The 16,425-nt window shown below is 55.9% G+C and carries 15 protein-coding genes and 1 pseudogene; 7 read left to right on the top strand and 9 right to left on the bottom strand.

Annotation, left to right across the window (positions count from 1 at the left end; translation table 11 throughout):
* Positions 1-112: 112 nt before the first annotated feature.
* The 3 genes from Y017_RS03595 (at position 113) to Y017_RS03585 (ending at position 2,791) form a co-directional block, all read left to right on the top strand.
* Positions 113-985 carry a histone deacetylase gene (locus Y017_RS03595; protein ID WP_231483373.1) on the top strand — a complete coding sequence of 291 codons (873 nt, stop codon included), beginning with the start codon at positions 113-115 and terminating at the stop codon, positions 983-985.
* A 51-nt stretch (positions 986-1,036) separates the two neighbouring features.
* Positions 1,037-1,417 (top strand): sirohydrochlorin chelatase, encoded by a 381-nt coding sequence (locus tag Y017_RS03590; protein WP_011587548.1) that lies wholly within the window; start codon positions 1,037-1,039, stop codon positions 1,415-1,417.
* A 207-nt stretch (positions 1,418-1,624) separates the two neighbouring features.
* Positions 1,625-2,791, top strand: coding sequence for an acetyl-CoA C-acetyltransferase (locus Y017_RS03585; protein ID WP_035458975.1), 1,167 nt, complete (start codon positions 1,625-1,627; stop codon positions 2,789-2,791).
* 178 nt (positions 2,792-2,969) lie between these two features.
* On the opposite strand, the pseudogene Y017_RS03580 reads toward Y017_RS03585, so the two are convergent.
* A pseudogene (locus Y017_RS03580) lies at positions 2,970-4,340 on the bottom strand (ATP-binding cassette domain-containing protein); the annotation flags it as partial.
* A 1-nt stretch (position 4,341) separates the two neighbouring features.
* On the bottom strand, positions 4,342-4,885 hold a 544-nt coding region (locus tag Y017_RS15390; RefSeq protein WP_231483372.1), incomplete at its 3' end, for an ATP-binding cassette domain-containing protein.
* 122 nt (positions 4,886-5,007) lie between these two features.
* Between Y017_RS15390 and Y017_RS03575 the strand changes: the two genes are divergently transcribed.
* From Y017_RS03575 to Y017_RS03560, 4 genes are all read left to right on the top strand, one after another.
* Positions 5,008-5,484, top strand: coding sequence for a TIGR02444 family protein (locus Y017_RS03575; protein WP_035458973.1), 477 nt, complete (start codon positions 5,008-5,010; stop codon positions 5,482-5,484).
* Between the two features lie 227 nt (positions 5,485-5,711).
* Positions 5,712-6,986, top strand: a complete 1,275-nt coding sequence (gene bioA, locus Y017_RS03570; RefSeq protein WP_035458970.1) for an adenosylmethionine--8-amino-7-oxononanoate transaminase — start codon at positions 5,712-5,714, stop codon at positions 6,984-6,986.
* A 621-nt stretch (positions 6,987-7,607) separates the two neighbouring features.
* Positions 7,608-7,946, top strand: a complete 339-nt coding sequence (locus Y017_RS03565; protein ID WP_011587553.1) for a DUF4124 domain-containing protein — start codon at positions 7,608-7,610, stop codon at positions 7,944-7,946.
* A gap of 22 nt (positions 7,947-7,968) precedes the next feature.
* Positions 7,969-8,679 carry an FKBP-type peptidyl-prolyl cis-trans isomerase gene (locus Y017_RS03560; protein WP_011587554.1) on the top strand — a complete coding sequence of 237 codons (711 nt, stop codon included), beginning with the start codon at positions 7,969-7,971 and terminating at the stop codon, positions 8,677-8,679.
* 246 nt (positions 8,680-8,925) lie between these two features.
* Here Y017_RS03560 and rsd read toward each other — a convergent pair whose 3' ends face one another.
* The 7 genes from rsd to Y017_RS03525 form a co-directional block, all read right to left on the bottom strand.
* Positions 8,926-9,426 (bottom strand): sigma D regulator, encoded by a 501-nt coding sequence (gene rsd, locus Y017_RS03555; RefSeq protein ID WP_011587555.1) that lies wholly within the window; start codon positions 9,424-9,426, stop codon positions 8,926-8,928.
* A gap of 290 nt (positions 9,427-9,716) precedes the next feature.
* Positions 9,717-10,442 carry an LrgB family protein gene (locus tag Y017_RS03550; protein ID WP_035458968.1) on the bottom strand — a complete coding sequence of 242 codons (726 nt, stop codon included), beginning with the start codon at positions 10,440-10,442 and terminating at the stop codon, positions 9,717-9,719.
* On the bottom strand, positions 10,432-10,815 hold the full coding sequence (locus Y017_RS03545; RefSeq protein ID WP_011587557.1) for a CidA/LrgA family protein: 384 nt from the start codon (positions 10,813-10,815) through the stop codon (positions 10,432-10,434). The genes Y017_RS03550 and Y017_RS03545 overlap by 11 nt, the downstream gene beginning before the upstream one ends.
* Positions 10,816-10,822: 7 nt before the next feature.
* Positions 10,823-11,326 (bottom strand): disulfide bond formation protein B, encoded by a 504-nt coding sequence (locus Y017_RS03540; RefSeq protein ID WP_011587558.1) that lies wholly within the window; start codon positions 11,324-11,326, stop codon positions 10,823-10,825.
* A 482-nt stretch (positions 11,327-11,808) separates the two neighbouring features.
* On the bottom strand, positions 11,809-13,386 hold the full coding sequence (gshA, locus tag Y017_RS03535) for a glutamate--cysteine ligase (RefSeq protein ID WP_011587559.1): 1,578 nt from the start codon (positions 13,384-13,386) through the stop codon (positions 11,809-11,811).
* A 104-nt stretch (positions 13,387-13,490) separates the two neighbouring features.
* Complete coding sequence (locus tag Y017_RS03530) at positions 13,491-15,863, bottom strand: Tex family protein (RefSeq protein WP_011587560.1); 2,373 nt, start codon at positions 15,861-15,863, stop codon at positions 13,491-13,493.
* 182 nt (positions 15,864-16,045) lie between these two features.
* On the bottom strand, positions 16,046-16,408 hold the full coding sequence (locus tag Y017_RS03525) for a PleD family two-component system response regulator (protein WP_011587561.1): 363 nt from the start codon (positions 16,406-16,408) through the stop codon (positions 16,046-16,048).
* Positions 16,409-16,425 lie beyond the last annotated feature (17 nt).

Raw genomic sequence — 16,425 nt, 5'->3', positions numbered from 1 at the left:
CTTTCAAACGACACAATACGGCGACCTACCACTGCCTGCCAGGTCGCCCGTGCTGCCGCTTGTGTATCACCCCGAATACAGTTTTCCTTTTCCTGGGAAGCACCGCTTCCCCATGGAGAAATTCTCTCTATTACATACTCATTTGCGGCGCCGCAGAATTGCGTGTGTCGACAACGAATTCCGTCCTGGCCGGGCTAAGGCTGCACTATTAAGTCAGGCTCACTGCCCGCAGTACGTATCGGCCATGGTGAACGGTACGCTGGATGCCAAGGCGTTGCGGCGCATGGGGTTGCCCTGGAGTGAAGCCTTATTGAAGCGATCCTGTATTGCGCCTATGGGAACGCTAATGACAACTCAGTTGGCACTAGAACATGGTATTGCCTGCCATCTAGCCGGTGGCACCCATCATGCCCATTACGATTTCGGTTCCGGTTTCTGTATTTTCAATGATCAGGTGTTTGCGGTCCGCCAATTGTTGGATCGGGGCGTGGTCAATAAGGTGTTGATGTTTGACTGCGATGTGCATCAGGGCGATGGCACGGCTGCCATGCTGGCAGATGAGCCTCGGGCTTTCACGTGTTCCATTCACTGCGAGAAAAACTTTCCTGTTCGCAAAATGCGTAGTGATCTGGATGTGGAGTTGCCGCTGGGGATGACGGATCAGGATTATCTGGATACGGTATTTTCCACGTTGGAATCATTGCTGAAATCAGAGCAGCCGGATCTGGTGCTTTACGATGCCGGGGTGGATATTTTCCAGCATGATCCGTTAGGACGGCTGCATATTTCTGAGCAAGGCATCGCCGATCGAGACCGGGGTGTCATCGTCCGTTGCCGAAGTCGGAATATTCCTATAGCAACGGTGATTGGTGGCGGCTACGATGACGATCGTGAGGCGCTGGCCCGCCGCCATGCAATCGTTATAGAGCAAGCCTTTGCGTTGCAAGTTGAAAGATCAAGCGCGGGTAATACCCGAGGTCAGTGAAATTCTTGCAATGTGGAGCTTCCAATTTCCCGCTGCTCCGAAGGAGCGATCATGTCCAAAGCTTTATTGATCATGGCCCATGGCAGCCGCAGTGAAACGGCGAATGATGAGTTTCGTGTGTTGGTGAATACGGTGGCAGAGTCTGGCCCCGGTGCCGGGCAGGAATATGTGGCCGTGTTGCCCTGTTTTCTTGAGCTCGCCAACCCCTCATTGATCGAAGCGATTCAACAGCTTGAACACCAACCAGTGAAAACAGTGCAGCTGTATCCTTTATTCTTTAATAAGGGAAAGCATGTAGGCAGGGATATCCCCGCTCAAGTGGAGGATGCCCGCCAGCGCTTCCCGGATTTGTCGATTGAGCTACTGGAATATTTCGGTAATGCCCACGGGCTGACCTCGTTAATTTTGCAACATGTTGGTGAGCAAGCCTAACAGGGGGCAGGGAGGTACATAGTGCTCGCTATAGCATTGGCTATGTAATCGATTTCGTATTCCCTCGCACTTGTGTTGACCTGGAAATGACTAGATCCACGCCCGGTGGTCTATTTTGGTCATTGAGGTTCCTTGTGGAGAGGGCGTAGCCTCGATGCCATCTTTATGACCTGATAGTCAACAGCGTGTGATGACGAGGAGAGTACGGTGGCAGAAGCATATATCGTAGCGGCGGTGCGTACCGCGGGTGGTAAAAAGAACGGTCGGTTGAGCAAGGTACACCCGGCGGACATGGGTGGCCGTGTTATTGATGCAGTGGTAGAGCGCACGGGTGTGGCTCCAGAGAAAGTCGACGACGTGATTTTTGGTTGCGTGAGCCAGATTGGCCCACAGGCCTTTAACGTGGCGCGCACTTCCATTATGAGCTCCTGCCTACCGGAATCTGTGCCGGGGGTTACGATTGACCGCCAGTGTGGGTCTTCCCAGCAGGCCATCCACTTTGCAGCCCAAGCAGTGATGAGTGGCACTCAGGATTTGGTAATTGCGGGTGGTGTGGAATCCATGAGCCAGCTGCCGATCGGTTCCCCGGTGCTTGCGGCGAAAGAACTGGGCAACCCGTTTACCGGTGAAATCAGCAAGCGATATCCCAGTGCAACATTCAGCCAATTCCATGGGGCTGAGTGTATGGCGGAAAAATACGGAGTGAGCAAGGCAGAGCTAGACCAGTTCGCCTATGACTCCCACAAGCGTGGTGCTGCAGCGACGCAAGCGGGTCGTTTCAGCGATGAGATCATCCCGGTACCGGTGACCCTGGAAGACGGCTCTCAGGAAGACCATGTGGTCGATGAAGGGATTCGCTGGGAAGCAGAGCTGGACGCGATCAAAGCGCTAGAACCTCTGCAGGAAGGGGGACATATCAGTGCCGCCAACGCGAGCCAGATAACGGACGGGGCTTCCGCCGTTATGATCGCCAGCGAGGCTGCGGTTAAAGAACTGGGTTTGACACCGCTGGCGCGTATTCATGCCATGGCGGTGGTGGGCTCTGACCCGACCATGGTATTGGAAGGCCCGATCCCGGCCACTGAGAAAGTGCTTAAGCAGGCCGGCATGAGTATGGCGGATATTGATCTGTATGAAGTGAACGAAGCGTTCGGCTCGGTGCCATTGGCCTGGATGAAGGCGGTGGGTGCGGATTACGAAAAAATGAACGTGAACGGTGGTGCTCAGGCGTTAGGCCACCCATTGGGGGCCACCGGCTCCAAGTTGATGGGTACGTTGGTCTATGAGCTCAAGCGCCGTGGTGGCAAGTACGGTCTGCTGACTATCTGTGAAGGCTTAGGGACGGCAAACGCTACCATTATTGAAGCGTTATAGAAGCGGCTACAGAGTAAGGGTCGAGTTCCTCATTGCTGAGATCTCGATGGAGATAAAAAAAGCCGGCCAAGGTCTCCTTAGCCGGCTTTTTTATATTGGTTGTGGGCCTGGGGTGTTGGCTCGTTATCTGCAACCTCGATAGTGAGCGCGGTACCCGGGAGTGATAGGAAAGCCCCCCTTACGACGTTGCGCTTTCTGCCTCTTCTAACACTTCCATGGCGTCTAATAATTTCCCTTCCAATTCGTCGTGCTGTTTCTTCAGGCGCGCTTGGTCACCGAGCAAGCCGTTCATTTCGTTCTTTCGATTTGGGTCCGTATATAACGCTTCATCGCCTAAAGCGGCTTCCACGGCTAGCAGTTTTTCGCTGCACTGGCCTAGCTGTTGTTCTAACTGGTCTACCTGTTTTTTTAGTGGCCGTAGCTGCTGACGTAGCTGGGCGGCTTGCTGGCGACGGGCCTTGGGGTCTTGCCCATCGCTGGGTTTTTCTTCTTTCACTGGTTTACCGTCGCGGCGGTGTTGTTGCAGCCAGCGAGCGTAATCGTCCAGATCACCATCGAAATGGCTGACACTGCCGTTGGCCACAAGGAAGAAGTCGTCCACGGTGGTTTCCAGCAAGTGGCGATCGTGGGAGACCATCACTACCGCGCCTTCGAAAGCTTGCAGGGCCAGCGTCAGCGCTTCGCGCATGTCCAGATCCAGGTGGTTGGCCGGTTCATCCAGCAGCAGTAAGGCGGGTTTTTGTTGAACGATCATGGCCAGGGCCAGGCGCGCTTTTTCACCTCCGGAAAAGCGCCCGATGGACGCGAATACGTCATTGCCCTGAAACCCGAAGCGGCCCAGCTCACTGCGTAATTCTGATTCGCTCCACTGGGGGTAGAAGCGCGACAGCATCTGGTATGGGGTATCGTTAGCATCCAAACGATCCACCTGTTGTTGGTGGAAGTAACCAATTTTCAGGTCGTCGTTTTTTTCAAAATGCCCGCCCAAGGCGGGCAGTTCGCCGACCAAGGTGCGTACCAGCGTTGATTTGCCCGCCCCATTGGGGCCCAGCAGGCCGATGCGGCTTTCCGGCCGCAGGCTCAGGGTGACCTGATCGAGAATCACGGTATCTATGCCGTCATTGCGATAGCCGCACTGCACCGCGTCCAGGTTTTCCATAGGGTTGGGCAGTTTTTCTGGCTGGTGGAAATCAAAACTGAAGCCGGAATCCACATGGGCGGGGGCGATCAGTTCTAGCTTTTCCAGCGCCTTTACGCGGCTCTGGGCCTGCTTGGCTTTGCTGGCTTTTGCCTTGAAGCGGGTAATGAATTTCTGCAAGTGGGCTACTTGGGTTTGTTGCTTGTCGTGCATTTTTTGCTGCAGCGCCAGTTTCTCGGCACGTTCACGCTCGAAGTCAGAATAGCCGCCGGTGTATTGCTTCAGGCTATTGTGCTCGATGTGCAGAATCTGGGTGACGATGGCATCCAGAAAGGCGCGGTCGTGGGAGATAACGAGTAGTGCTCCGGGCTGCTGAACCAGATAGCTCTGCAGCCAGAGGATGGCATCCAGNGATCCAGGTGGTTAGTGGGCTCATCGAGAAGCAACAGGTCGGCATCGCTTATCAGTACCTGGGCTAGGTTAAGGCGCATGCGCCAGCCGCCGGAAAAACTGGAGACCGGTTGTTGCTGTTGGGCTTCATTAAAGCCGAGGCCGGCTAGCAGGATGGCCGCGTTGGCTGGTTGTTGCCAGGCATGCAAGGCATCCAGCTCGCCGTGGGCCAGAGCGATGGCATGGTTATCGCCGGCCTGTTCCGCTTTGGCCAGTTTGCGTTCCGCGGTGCGCAGGCCATGGTGGCCGTCGAGAACATAGTCGATGGCGGGCTGGTCCAGTGCCGGCACTTCTTGGGCCATCATGGCCAAACGCCAGTCGGCTGGGCAATTAATGTTGCCGCCATCGCTCTCTAGCTCGCCCATGATAAGCTTAAATAACGAGCTCTTGCCGCTGCCATTGCGGCCCACCAAGCCTACGCGCCAGCCCTTGTGCAGGACCAGGTTGGCGTCTTCCAGCAGCAAGTCGGGGCCGCGGCGAAGGTTGATATGTTCAAGAGACAGCATGGTAAGCCTTTTTGTGCCTGAAAACGGTGGCCTGCGCGCAGTGAAAGACACGCAGGAAACCGGCGCAGTGTAAGCGATGGCCTGTTTAAGCACCAACCTGCCCGAGGGCGGTAAATCAGGGGATGCCGGTGAGTAATAAAATAAAAACGGATCTGTGGCGTTTTGCGTTGGGGCGCTGGCAAGACAAGGCGTTTGAGAATGGCTGCCTGCATTTGCAGGATGAATATCAAGTCCCGGTGTCATTACTGCTGTGCGGATTATGGCTAGCGGAGGCGGGAAAGCTGCCAGATGCCCGAACCGGCCGGCGGCTGGCAGAGTTGGCCGAGCAATTCGAAGCGGATTACCTGCGCCCTCTGCGCGCGGTGCGTCGCAAGGCCGGGCAGGATGACCGGTTGCCCGAGTTCAAGCGCCAACTCCAGCAAGTGGAGCTGGAGGGAGAGCGTTGGTTGCTGACTACCTTGCCCGCTTTGTGCGATAACCTGCTACCGGCAGGCAAATCGGTAGACCCGCTGAGCTGGTTATTGGTGTTGGCTCCGGAAATGGCTCAGTGCGAAGGATTGCAGAGCGCACTTTCCCAATTGGTTGAGTTGAAAGTTTAAAGCCCTGGATTCAATGGCGGGCGTTGGGCAGGCGCCATCCGAACCGGATTATAGCCGCACCGCAATATGTTCAAAGACATTGGTTCCGCCAGCAATGAGGAGTGGTGGTGTGGCGGGAACGTTAACGATTTGGCACACATTTCAGACGCTCTTTTGAACGTTCAACTTTGAACTTTCCCCCCTCCGCTGCCATTCTGTCTTCCCTCGTTTTATCCGGATATCGCCCCATGACCACCGATCTTGACTTCGACCGTGACCATCTCTGGCACCCCTATACCTCCACCTCCAAACCGCTGCCCACCTTTCCCGTGGCTAGTGCCAAAGGGGTACGGTTAATGCTGGAGGATGGTCGCGAGCTGGTGGACGGTATGTCGTCTTGGTGGGCGGCGGTGCATGGTTATAACCATCCCGTGCTGAATCAGGCAGCCAAGGATCAAATCGACCGCATGGCCCATGTGATGTTTGGCGGGTTGACCCACGAACCGGCGGTGGAACTGGGGAAAAAACTGGTTGATCTAACGCCCGAGCTGTTGGAAAAAGTGTTTCTTGCCGATAGCGGTTCGGTGTCTGTGGAAGTGGCGATTAAGATGGCGCTGCAGTATTGGTTGAGTCAGGGGTATGCGGGGAAGGACAAATTGCTGGCCCTGCGTAACGGTTATCACGGCGATACCTTTGGCGCCATGGCTGCCTGTGATCCGGTCAACGGCATGCACTCGCTATTCAGTGGTGTGCTGGCCAAGCACTATTTTGCGGAGGCGCCGCAGTGCCCCTACGACAGTGATTTTAATACGGCGGACCTGGATTCCATTCAGCAGATGTTGGCGGAGCATCACCAGGAAATTGCCGCGGTGATTCTGGAGCCTGTCGTGCAGGGCGCCGGCGGTATGCGTATCTACCATCCGACTTATTTGAAAGCGGTGCGCGCGCTGTGTGATGAGTACGGTGTGCTGTTGATCTTTGATGAAATCGCCACCGGGTTCGGCCGCACGGGCAAGCTTTTTGCTCTGGAGCATGCGGATGTATGCCCGGATATCCTTTGTTTGGGCAAGGCGATTACCGGCGGCTACATGACCCTGGCCGCCACGTTATGCACCCGCCAGGTGGCCGCAGGCATTTGTGAAGGTGAGGCGGGCGTATTGATGCACGGCCCCACTTTTATGGGCAATCCGTTGGCCTGCGCCGTGGCGAATGCCAGCATTCAGCTGTTGCTGGATTCCGGCTGGCAGCAAAAAGTGGCCGCTATCGAAGCTCAGCTCAAAGACGAACTGATGCCGTTGAAGGCGTTGCCTGCGGTGGCCGATACTCGGGTGCTGGGTGCCATTGGCGTGATGGAAATGAAGGAGCCTGTCGCCATGGAGCAGGTGCAGGCGCGTTTTGTGGAGTTGGGTGTGTGGATTCGTCCGTTCGGCAAGCTGGTCTACATCATGCCGCCATTCGTCATTGAAGCGGATGATTTGAGCAAGCTGACTGGCGCGATGCGGGATTTGGCTGAACAGAAATAACGGCAAGCTTGGATGAAGGAATCGGAAACATTCCAGGTTTTTTTCTTTTGAACCTTTCACGTTGAAGGTTCAAATGAATCTGGCGGGCCGTGTGGTGATCGCGCAGACAGCGAGTCTGGCCGGCACATACCGTTGAGTATCGTGCAGGGTTACCAGGAAGGGGATTTTCAGGCTGAACAGAAATTGACGCTGCGCTTCGTAGATTTTCGTGCGGGTACGGGCCTGGTTGGCGACGACGGCGGTAGCCGGGTGTTAGCGCCACACTTTGCAGGATGCGGGTGGTGGGGGCGGTGGCGCGGATATCAATGCTGGTCTTGCAGTAAGCCTCTTTTCTGTTTGCGACCAGAATCACTAAGCGCGATATGTGGGGTTTATTCAGGGAGTCGCTGCCCCTCCGATAGGCGACTCTGTGCGCTGTTTATACAGTTTCTGTATGGTTATTTCGCATGATTCTAGCTCACCCGGAATGCCGGCTGGAGCATGGTCGAACGAAAGTGAGCTGTGCTCTCGAACTTGGCATTACCGCAAAAGTGGCAAAAGTCATGTAAATTGTGATCGTATTTTGCTCTCATCGGGAACTCGATCCTGTGAAGAGGCTCAATATAGGGGGAATTCGGCATTATGCGCTTCGGGCTCATTATTACCGTGCTGTTGGTAGCGGTGCTTACGGCACTGTTTACTGTGCCGTTAGGTGGAGGCAAACCACTACTGGACTGGCAACATGTTGAGCGGAATTGGCAACAGCCGGAAAAACTGTTCGATGGCAAAGTGTCGCCTTGGCTGGGAAAAAAGGACGAGACTGAGCTGTATCGCTGGCGTGACCCGGGTGGAAACTGGCAGTATGGCCAAATTCCACCGCCGGGAGTGTCGGTGGACCCCATTACAGTGAAGGCTCCAAGCACGATCAGCGCGGAAGAGATGCGCGGTGGCAAGGGGCTTGAGACACAACAGAAACAATAATCGTAGGCCAATTGGAGGCAGAATGAAGAAATTGGGAATCGTGCTGGCGGGTACCGTCTTGCTGGCAGCCTGTGGTCAGGACAATGCAGAAGTAAAAACGGATGACCAAAAGGCGTCCTACGCACTGGGTTTTCGCAGTGCAGAGCAAATGCGCAGCCTAGAGAGCCTGGATCTGGATGCCATGGTCGCTGGCCTACGTGATGGTATTGACGAGAAGGGTGAATCCCGTCTCGGTGACGAAGATCTGGATCAACTGATCCGCGATTTTCAGGGGCGCATGATCGCGGCTCAGCAGGAAAAACTGGAAGAAAAGGCTGGCGAGAACATGGAAGCCAGCGAAAAATTCCTGGCTGACAATGCCGAGCGTGAAGGTGTTACCGTCACCGAGAGCGGCCTGCAATACGAAGTGTTGGCTTCGGGTGAAGAGGGTGCGCCGTCTCCGACCCTGGAAGACACCGTGGAAGTCCACTATCACGGAACTCTGCCCGATGGCACGGTGTTTGACAGCTCTATCGAGCGCGACAAGCCGGCCACATTCGGTCTGCAGCAGATCATCCCAGGTTGGCAAGAAGCATTACCCATGATGAAGGAAGGCGACAAGTGGAAAGTCGTCCTGCCGCCGTCTTTGGGCTATGGTGAGCAAGGCGCCGGTGGCGACATTGGCCCTAACCAGGTGCTGATTTTCGAAATCGAGCTTCTGGATGTGAAAGGCAGTGGTGATGACGCGGAATAAACCCCGCCGTTTCACGCTTCATCAAAAAGGGCGCCTTCGGGCGCCCTTTTTGATGAAATGCCGAGGAACATTCAACGTTAAAATGCGACGAATAGGTGAAGAGAACCTACACCGTTGAATTCAAACGGCGCGCGATTTTTTATAAATCCGCGGCGTGTCTGAAGGTTACGGGCGAAGCCCTAAACAAAGTCGTGTTGCAACATCTCCACCCCGCGGTTCAACGTTCAACTCGCAATATATCCTTTATTAATGTGTGGCCTGTTGGTAAGGGGGATCTTGCTGATGGATGCTGAGGATCAGCTGGTCTTCCAGTGCAAAGCGTTCTTCTAGGGTTTCCATCAGCGCACTGATGCGTTCTGGTAGCACATCTCGTTGCGCCAAACACTGGTCTGGGTGCTCAAAATCTTCGTTGAAGGCAAGAGCTGCATCAGTGGAGCGGTCCAGCTTGGCCAAAATCTGCCGGGTCAGTGTCGGGTTGTCTCGCTGGAAATGCCGGGCTTCATTGACTAGCTCTCGGTATACCTCGAAGTAACCTGCGCTGATGTAATCCATCAACAGTTGGCAAAAGCGTTGAACCTGACGGTGTATGGGTTGTGGGTTATCGTTGGGTTGGACTGCAGAAAGCCCTTTCAAGCCCTGCATAGTGCAGAGCAGCACAATCAGCTGCTGGCGTTCATCCAGCCAAGCCTGAACCAGTGCTTCGATACGTTGCCATTGAGCCAGTGCTGCAGATGTTGAACTCGCCATTGTATTCCCTCCTTAGTGAATGGCTGAGACTGCCTTAGGCCGGTAAGCAGTGAATAGCTCGGCGGCCGATGGTTTTGATTCTTCAGCAGGGCTATTGAGACTAGGACGGGGTGAGATGGTGGGGCAATGGGCAGAAAGTGACCTTTTTGATGGGCGAGCTCAAATTGGCGGAAAAACAGCCTAACGTCAGCCACTTGCGGGCAAAGACGGATTTCTTATAAGGCGGGTATTTTTAGTGCTTTGTAACAGCGGTATGTAACGTAAAGCGCGCGTGCAGGCTGTGGGGTTGTTTACAAGTATTGCGCCACCCAGGGCCAAAGCCAGGGGAGGGCGATGGCCGTCACTAGCCCACACAAGCCCAGCGCCAGGCCCGCGAAGGCCCCGGCTTTCTCACCGTATTCGAAGGCGCGGGCGGTGCCGATGGCGTGGGCAACTAGCCCTAGCGCAAACCCCTTCACCCGATGGTCCGTGACCCTGAGCAATCGAAAGATGGGGCCGGCGCTGAGTGCGCCGACGATGCCGGTAATGGCCACAGCGCCAGCTGCTAGCGACACATACCCTCCCGTGGACTTCACCACTTCAACAGCAATCGGCGTGGTGATGGATTTAGGTGCCAGCGAGCCCACAACTTCAGGTGGTGCACCCAGCCACCAGGCCAAGCCTACGGCAATGGCGGCAGACAGAGTGGCGCCGAAGACCGTGGCTACTAGAATGGGCTTGAGCACGCTGCGCACGGTGTGTAACTGCCGGTATAGCGGCCAGGCCAGGGCGACAGTGGCTGGGCCTAGCAAGAAAGAAATCATCTGGGTTTGTTCGCGGTATTCCTCGTAGTCTACGTTGACCAACGGCAGCACAATAATTACTGGAATGGATGCCACAAGAAACGGGTGAAAAATGGGCAGGCTGTTGCTGCGCCCGTATACCCACAGTGCAAAACGGTAGCTGGCCAAGGTTAATAGCAGGCCAAACAACGGCGTATGTACCAGTTCGGCCAGGTTATCTAAATTAGCCAGCATGGTCGTCTCCATGGGGCTTGTTACTGGCTTCCTGGTGTTTGCCGCCGAGCAGTTTTTTCAACATGAATGTGATCACAATCATGCTGAGAATGGTCCCCAACACTACGGCAACGCCTAGCGCCAGCGCATAGTCTTCATAGCGGTGCCATTGCAGCACGATACCTACTCCGAGCGGAAAAATCAGCAGGCTGATGTGTTTGATCAGGCCTCCGGCGGCAGGCGCTACCCGCTGGGTATAGGGGGCGTTCAACAGCAATGCCAACAATAGCAGTACCATGCCGACCACAGAGGCAGGCAAGGGGATGCCGGTGAGGCGAATAATGACCTCACCGAAAAACTGGAACAGTAAGAGAATCAGCAAGCCATCAATCATGGCGGGCTCAGCGGGTCAGGGGGCGGAACATCTGAATCAGGCCGACGAGCAGCAGCCCAGCAAACACCACCATGGACCAGCCTGGCAAGCTCAGCCCCAGAAAGGACCAATCCATTTCGGCGCATTCGCCGGAGCCGGCCAGCACTTGCTGAAGCACATTCTGCAGAGGGAAAACCTCTAGCATGTAATCCAGGCCGGGGCCGCAGGCAGGCACCTGATCGGCGGGCAGATTCTGCAGCCAAATGTGGCGAGCGGCGACTGCACCGCCGCCAAGGGCCGCTAGGGTGGTCAGGGCACCATAGATGCGCACGCCAATGTTCTTCGGGCCATGCAGGCTGGCGATGAGCAGAATCACGGCCCCGGCGATCACGCCGACGCGTTGAAAAATACACAGCGGGCAGGGCTCGAGCCCATCTACATGCTGCAGATAGAGCGCCCCGACAATGGCCGCGAGACAGGCCAGAAAAGCGAGAGCATTAAGCGGGCGTGGAGCAGGAATAATGGACGACATGGGCGGCTCTTTTCGTCGAGGGATCGGCGAAGGGTAGGCAAAAGCGGCGGTGGCAGCAAGGGGCTTTTCGATAGCCCGTTAACGCAGGGCACCCGGTGCATGAAGAGATGCTTGCGCTCCACGGCTGCGGTCTTCGCCTGCAAGCATTGTTTTCCACGCAAGAGGTCAGAGTGAGTCTGGACTCTTTTGCGGGAGCGGCGTCAGGCTTGCTTGGTGCTTTCTTGCCTGCAGGTTTCAGCCACACCAGGCATCACTTCCGGTTTAGAGACATGCCGCTGTTGCACGGTTTGCATAGCGCGCGAGTCCGCATTTTTGTTGTGCAAAAGCAGCAGGCGTGATTCTACTGAGGTATTAACGGTGGGCTGTACAGCGGAGTGGGTCGCAATGCAATGTCATGTTGATTGCTGGCGGCGGGTGAGGTGGCCGGCGGCCGACTTCCGCCCTACGGTTGATACATAGGGCGGATTCGGATCTCGAGGGAGCTAATCGTGGAAGTAATCCGCTAGATATTCCTCGAAGGATTGCTGATCGGCGGCTTCGCCTGCGGCTTGTTCGGCCAAGCTGTCGGCGGCCAGCGCTTCCAGCTGCTGGTTGGTGGCGTCGCAACGCTGACCGGACAGGAAATGATCGCGGTGGGCCAAGGCCTGCTCCATGGCGAACTGGAAAAAGCCCTGATTACGGCTCTCCAGTTGTTCCAAAATCTGTGCAGACGGAGTGGCACTGGGATTGTCGACTTTTTCCTGTTGGTGCGCCAGCGCCTCGGCATAGTTGTTGCCGCCGTGGGCGCGATCAAACAACTCGGCGATGGGCTGCATTTGCGTCAGTTTTTCTGATGCCCAGTTTTTTAGGCTCACCGACTTGCCCCAGTTGTATAGCTGGATGTCGGTATTTCGACCGTCGTAAACCACCTTGCGCAGGTTTTCCTTGCTGGCATGCAGGTCGCATTTTTCCAGTTGCGGTGATTCGCGCAGCAGGCAATAGGTGGCAAACAGATCCAAGAAACGGATTTCTTGTTGGTTGATGCCCACCGGCTCGAACGGGTTTAAATCCAACGCACGGATTTCAATGTACTCCACGCCGCGTTCTTGCAGCGCTGTAGTGGGGCGCTCGCCGGGTTTGATGGTGCGTTTCGGGCGGATCGACGAGTAGTACTCGTTTTCGATTTGCAGAATATTGGCGTTGAGTTGCTGATATTTCACGTTGCCATCGGCGTCGGTGACTTTAACGCCCATTTTTTCGTAGGCCGGCTCCGGGGTGTTGATGGCATGAGTGAGTGTGCTGACGTATTCATCCAGATTGTTGTAGCTAATCGCCAGCGATGATTGGGCGTTGTTCTGGTAGCCCAGGTCGCTCATACGCAGGCTGGTGGCCTGGGGGCGATACAGGGAGTGATCGAAGCGCTCCAGCAAGTCGTGCTCGCGCCCGGCCAGGAAAGAAGCACACAGCGCGGGTGAGGCCCCGAACAGATAGACCAGCAACCAGGAATAGCGCTGGAAGTTGCGTGTTAGGTCGAAATAGCGACGGGAAATGTAATCCTGTAATGGTGCGTTATCACCTTCCAGTTGCTGGTTCAGTTTCCAAAATGCGTCCGGGTAGGAAAAGTTGTAATGAATTCCGGCAATGGTTTGCATCTTGCGACCGTAGCGGTGGCCGAGCCCTTCTCTGTACACCGTTTTCATACGGCCCACATTGGAGCTTCCATATTGCGCTACGGGTACGTCGCTGTCTTTGCCGATCATGCAGGGCATGGAATTCACCCACAGCACTTCATCGCCGATATGGCTGTACACATAGCGGTGCAGTTGCTCGAGAAATTCAATGGGCTTGTGCAGCTCGGTACTTGGGGGCGTAATAAATTCCAGCAGGGCTTCAGAATAGTCCGTGGTGATGTACGGATGCGTTAGCGCAGAGCCCAAGGCACGAGGATGTGGCGTTTGCGCCAGGGTGCCATCGGTGGTGATGCGCAGGCTTTCTTTTTCGATGCCACGACGGATGCCGGCCAAGGTGGCTGCGGCATCTGCATTCAGCAGGGCATGAATTCGCTGTTCAAGATGCTTCATGGTTGGGACCTGTCGTGCGACCAGTCAGATAAGGGACCGGCCGCGGGTGTGACGGAATTCCGACAATCATGGGGCAATAGAATGACGCTGAGAAGTCGCTCCACTCAGGAGCGCTTCTTGCTGTCTTTCTTCTGCTTCTCTTCCTTAGCTTTGGCAAATAGGTCGGCGAAGGTGCCGCCGCCGCCCTGGGGCTGGCCGCCAGCGCGTTGAGCTCCACCATTACCACCGCCACGGCGTGGGTTATTGCCTTTGTTTGCTTGGTTGGCGCGGTTGCTGGTGGGGCGTTGGCCGCTGGGTTTCTCCGTGGGTTGATCGCCCATGCGCATGGTCAGGCTGATGCGTTTGCGGTCTAGATCCACGTCCAGCACTTTCACTTTAACGATATCGCCGGGGGCGACCACTTGGTGCGGATCTTCCACGAATTTGTCGGCCAGTGCGGATACGTGCACCAGTCCGTCCTGATGAACACCCACATCTACAAAGGCGCCGAAGTTGGTCACGTTGGTGACGGTGCCTTCGAGGATCATGTTTTGCTTGAGATCCTTGAGGGTTTCCACCCCTTCCTTGAGAACCGCGGCTTTGAATTCCGGGCGCGGATCGCGGCCGGGTTTTTCTAATTCACTGAGAATGTCGGTGACGGTGGGTAAGCCGAAGTTATCGTCGGTGAAGTCGGCAGCGTTGACCTTCTTCAGGAACGGCACATCACCCACTAGATCCTTTAGGGGGCGGCCATGCTGCTCGGCAATTCTTTCCACCACCGGGTAGGCTTCTGGGTGAACCGAGGAGCGGTCCAGCGGGTTTTCGCCGTTCATGATGCGCAAGAAACCAGCGGCTTGCTCAAAGGTCTTGTCGCCTAGGCGCGGCACCAGTTTCAGGTTGGCGCGGCTGGCAAAGGCGCCGTTCTTCTCTCGAAACGAAACGATGTTGCCGGCGATGGTGCTGTTAAGGCCGGCAATACGGGCCAGCAAGGGGGCGCTGGCGGTGTTCACATCCACGCCCACCGAGTTCACGCAGTCTTCCACCACGGTATCCAGTGAGCGGGACAATTTTACCTGGCTTACGTCATGCTGGTACTGGCCAACACCGATGGCTTTCGGATCGATTTTTACCAACTCGGCTAGTGGGTCTTGCAGGCGGCGGGCAATGGATACCGCGCCACGGAAAGACACGTCTAGTTCTGGGAATTCCAGGGCCGCCATTTCCGAGGCAGAGTAGACCGAGGCGCCGGCTTCAGAAACGATAATTTTTTGGATCGGCTGATCCTTGAGCAATTTCACCACTTCGCCGGCCAGCTTGTCGGTTTCCCGGCTAGCAGTGCCGTTGCCGATGGCGATCAATTCCACGCCATGCTGTTTGCTCAGCGCAGTCAGCTTACTGAGGGACTGATCCCACTGCTTCTTTGGCTGGTGAGGGAAGATGGTGGTGTGTTCCAGCAGCTTTCCGGTGGCATCCACGACAACCACTTTCACGCCGGTACGCAGGCCAGGGTCCAGCCCCATGGTGCATTTAGGGCCGGCGGGGGAGGCCATCAACAAGCTTTTCAGGTTACGAGCGAAAACCTGAATGGCTTCCTCTTCACCCATTTCACGCACTCGGCCCAGTAATTCGGTTTCCAGATGAGTGTTGAGTTTGATCTTCCAGGTCCAGCGCATCACTTCTTTGAGCCAATCATCGGCGGCCCGGCCGGCGTGCTGCCAGTCCGCTACGGCAGTGACCATGGCTTCGCAGGGATGCGGTTGAGCATTTTCCAACTCTTCCGGCAGCACCATTGAGACATGCAAAATGCCCTCATTACGGCCCCGAAACAGGGCCAGTGCGCGGTGGCTGGGGATGCCTTTGAGGGTTTCGCTGTGATCAAAATAGTCACTGAACTTGGCGCCGTCTTTTTCCTTGCCTTCCACCACTTTGGCCTGAATTTGGCCTTTGTCCCAGAGGAAGGTGCGCAGGCGGGTGAGCAGCTCGGCATCTTCAGCGAAACGCTCCATGAGGATCTGTTTGGCACCGTCCAAGGCGTCCTTGGCGGTGGCAATCTTGTGTTCCTCGTTCAAGTAACCGGCGGCTAGTGCTTCCGGGTCCTGGGTGGGATCATCTATTAGGCTGTTAGCCAGCGGTTCCAGGCCAGCTTCGCGGGCAATCTGGGCGCGGGTACGGCGCTTGGGCTTGTAGGGCAGGTAGAGATCTTCCAGCCGGGTCTTGGTGTCGGCAGCCTTGATGGCTTTTTCCAGTTCCGGGGTAAGCTTTTCCTGTTCGGTGATGCTCTTCAGGATGGTCTCGCGGCGTTCTTCCATCTCGCGCAGATAACGCAGCCGTTCTTCCAGGTTGCGCAGCTGGGTGTCGTCCAGCCCGCCGGTCACCTCTTTGCGGTAACGGGCGATAAAGGGGACGGTGGAACCTTCGTCGAGCAGGGCAACGGCAGCGTTGACCTGGCGTTCCTGGCAACCGATTTCTTCGGCAATAATCTGTTCGATACTACGCATGATATATCCTGACGGCGTACGGTCTGCAAGCGTGCTGCGTGCAAGCGCTCTTTAAATACAAAACGACCGGAATCATAGGGAATGAATCCGGTCGTTGATAGATTGACTTGTAAAAGCGGCTGTGGCTGCGGTGAAGGTCATGGACACTTGGTCAGTGCGGGTTATGGCCCGCAGACGATCACTTAGGCCAGAGCTTCATTGATTTTGGCGACCAGTTCCGCTTCCTGCGGCGGCTTCACCACATAACCGAAGGCGCCTTGCCGTTCGCCCCAAACCTTGTCCGTTTCCTGATCTTTAGTGGTTACCAGAATTATCGGGATGCTCTCGGTAACAGGGTCGCGGGTTATCTTTCGGGTTGCCTGGAAGCCGTTTAGCTCCGGCATTACCACATCCATAAGGATCAAATCGGGGTGTTCCTGTTTGGCTTTTTCAATTCCTTCCATGCCGTTGCTGGCAGTAACGACATCATGGCCCTGGCCTTGGACAATCTTAACCAGATTGCTCCGCTGGGTTGGGGAATCGTCCACCACAAGAATTTTGGCCATGCTGCTCTCCTCAAGCC

This window comes from Alcanivorax sp. 97CO-5, from assembly GCF_000524665.1.
In the GTDB taxonomy this organism is placed as follows: Bacteria; Pseudomonadota; Gammaproteobacteria; order Pseudomonadales; family Alcanivoracaceae; genus Alcanivorax; species Alcanivorax borkumensis.
The sequence above is the reverse complement of the archived record's forward strand: the minus strand, read 5'-3'. Positions and strand labels throughout refer to the sequence as shown.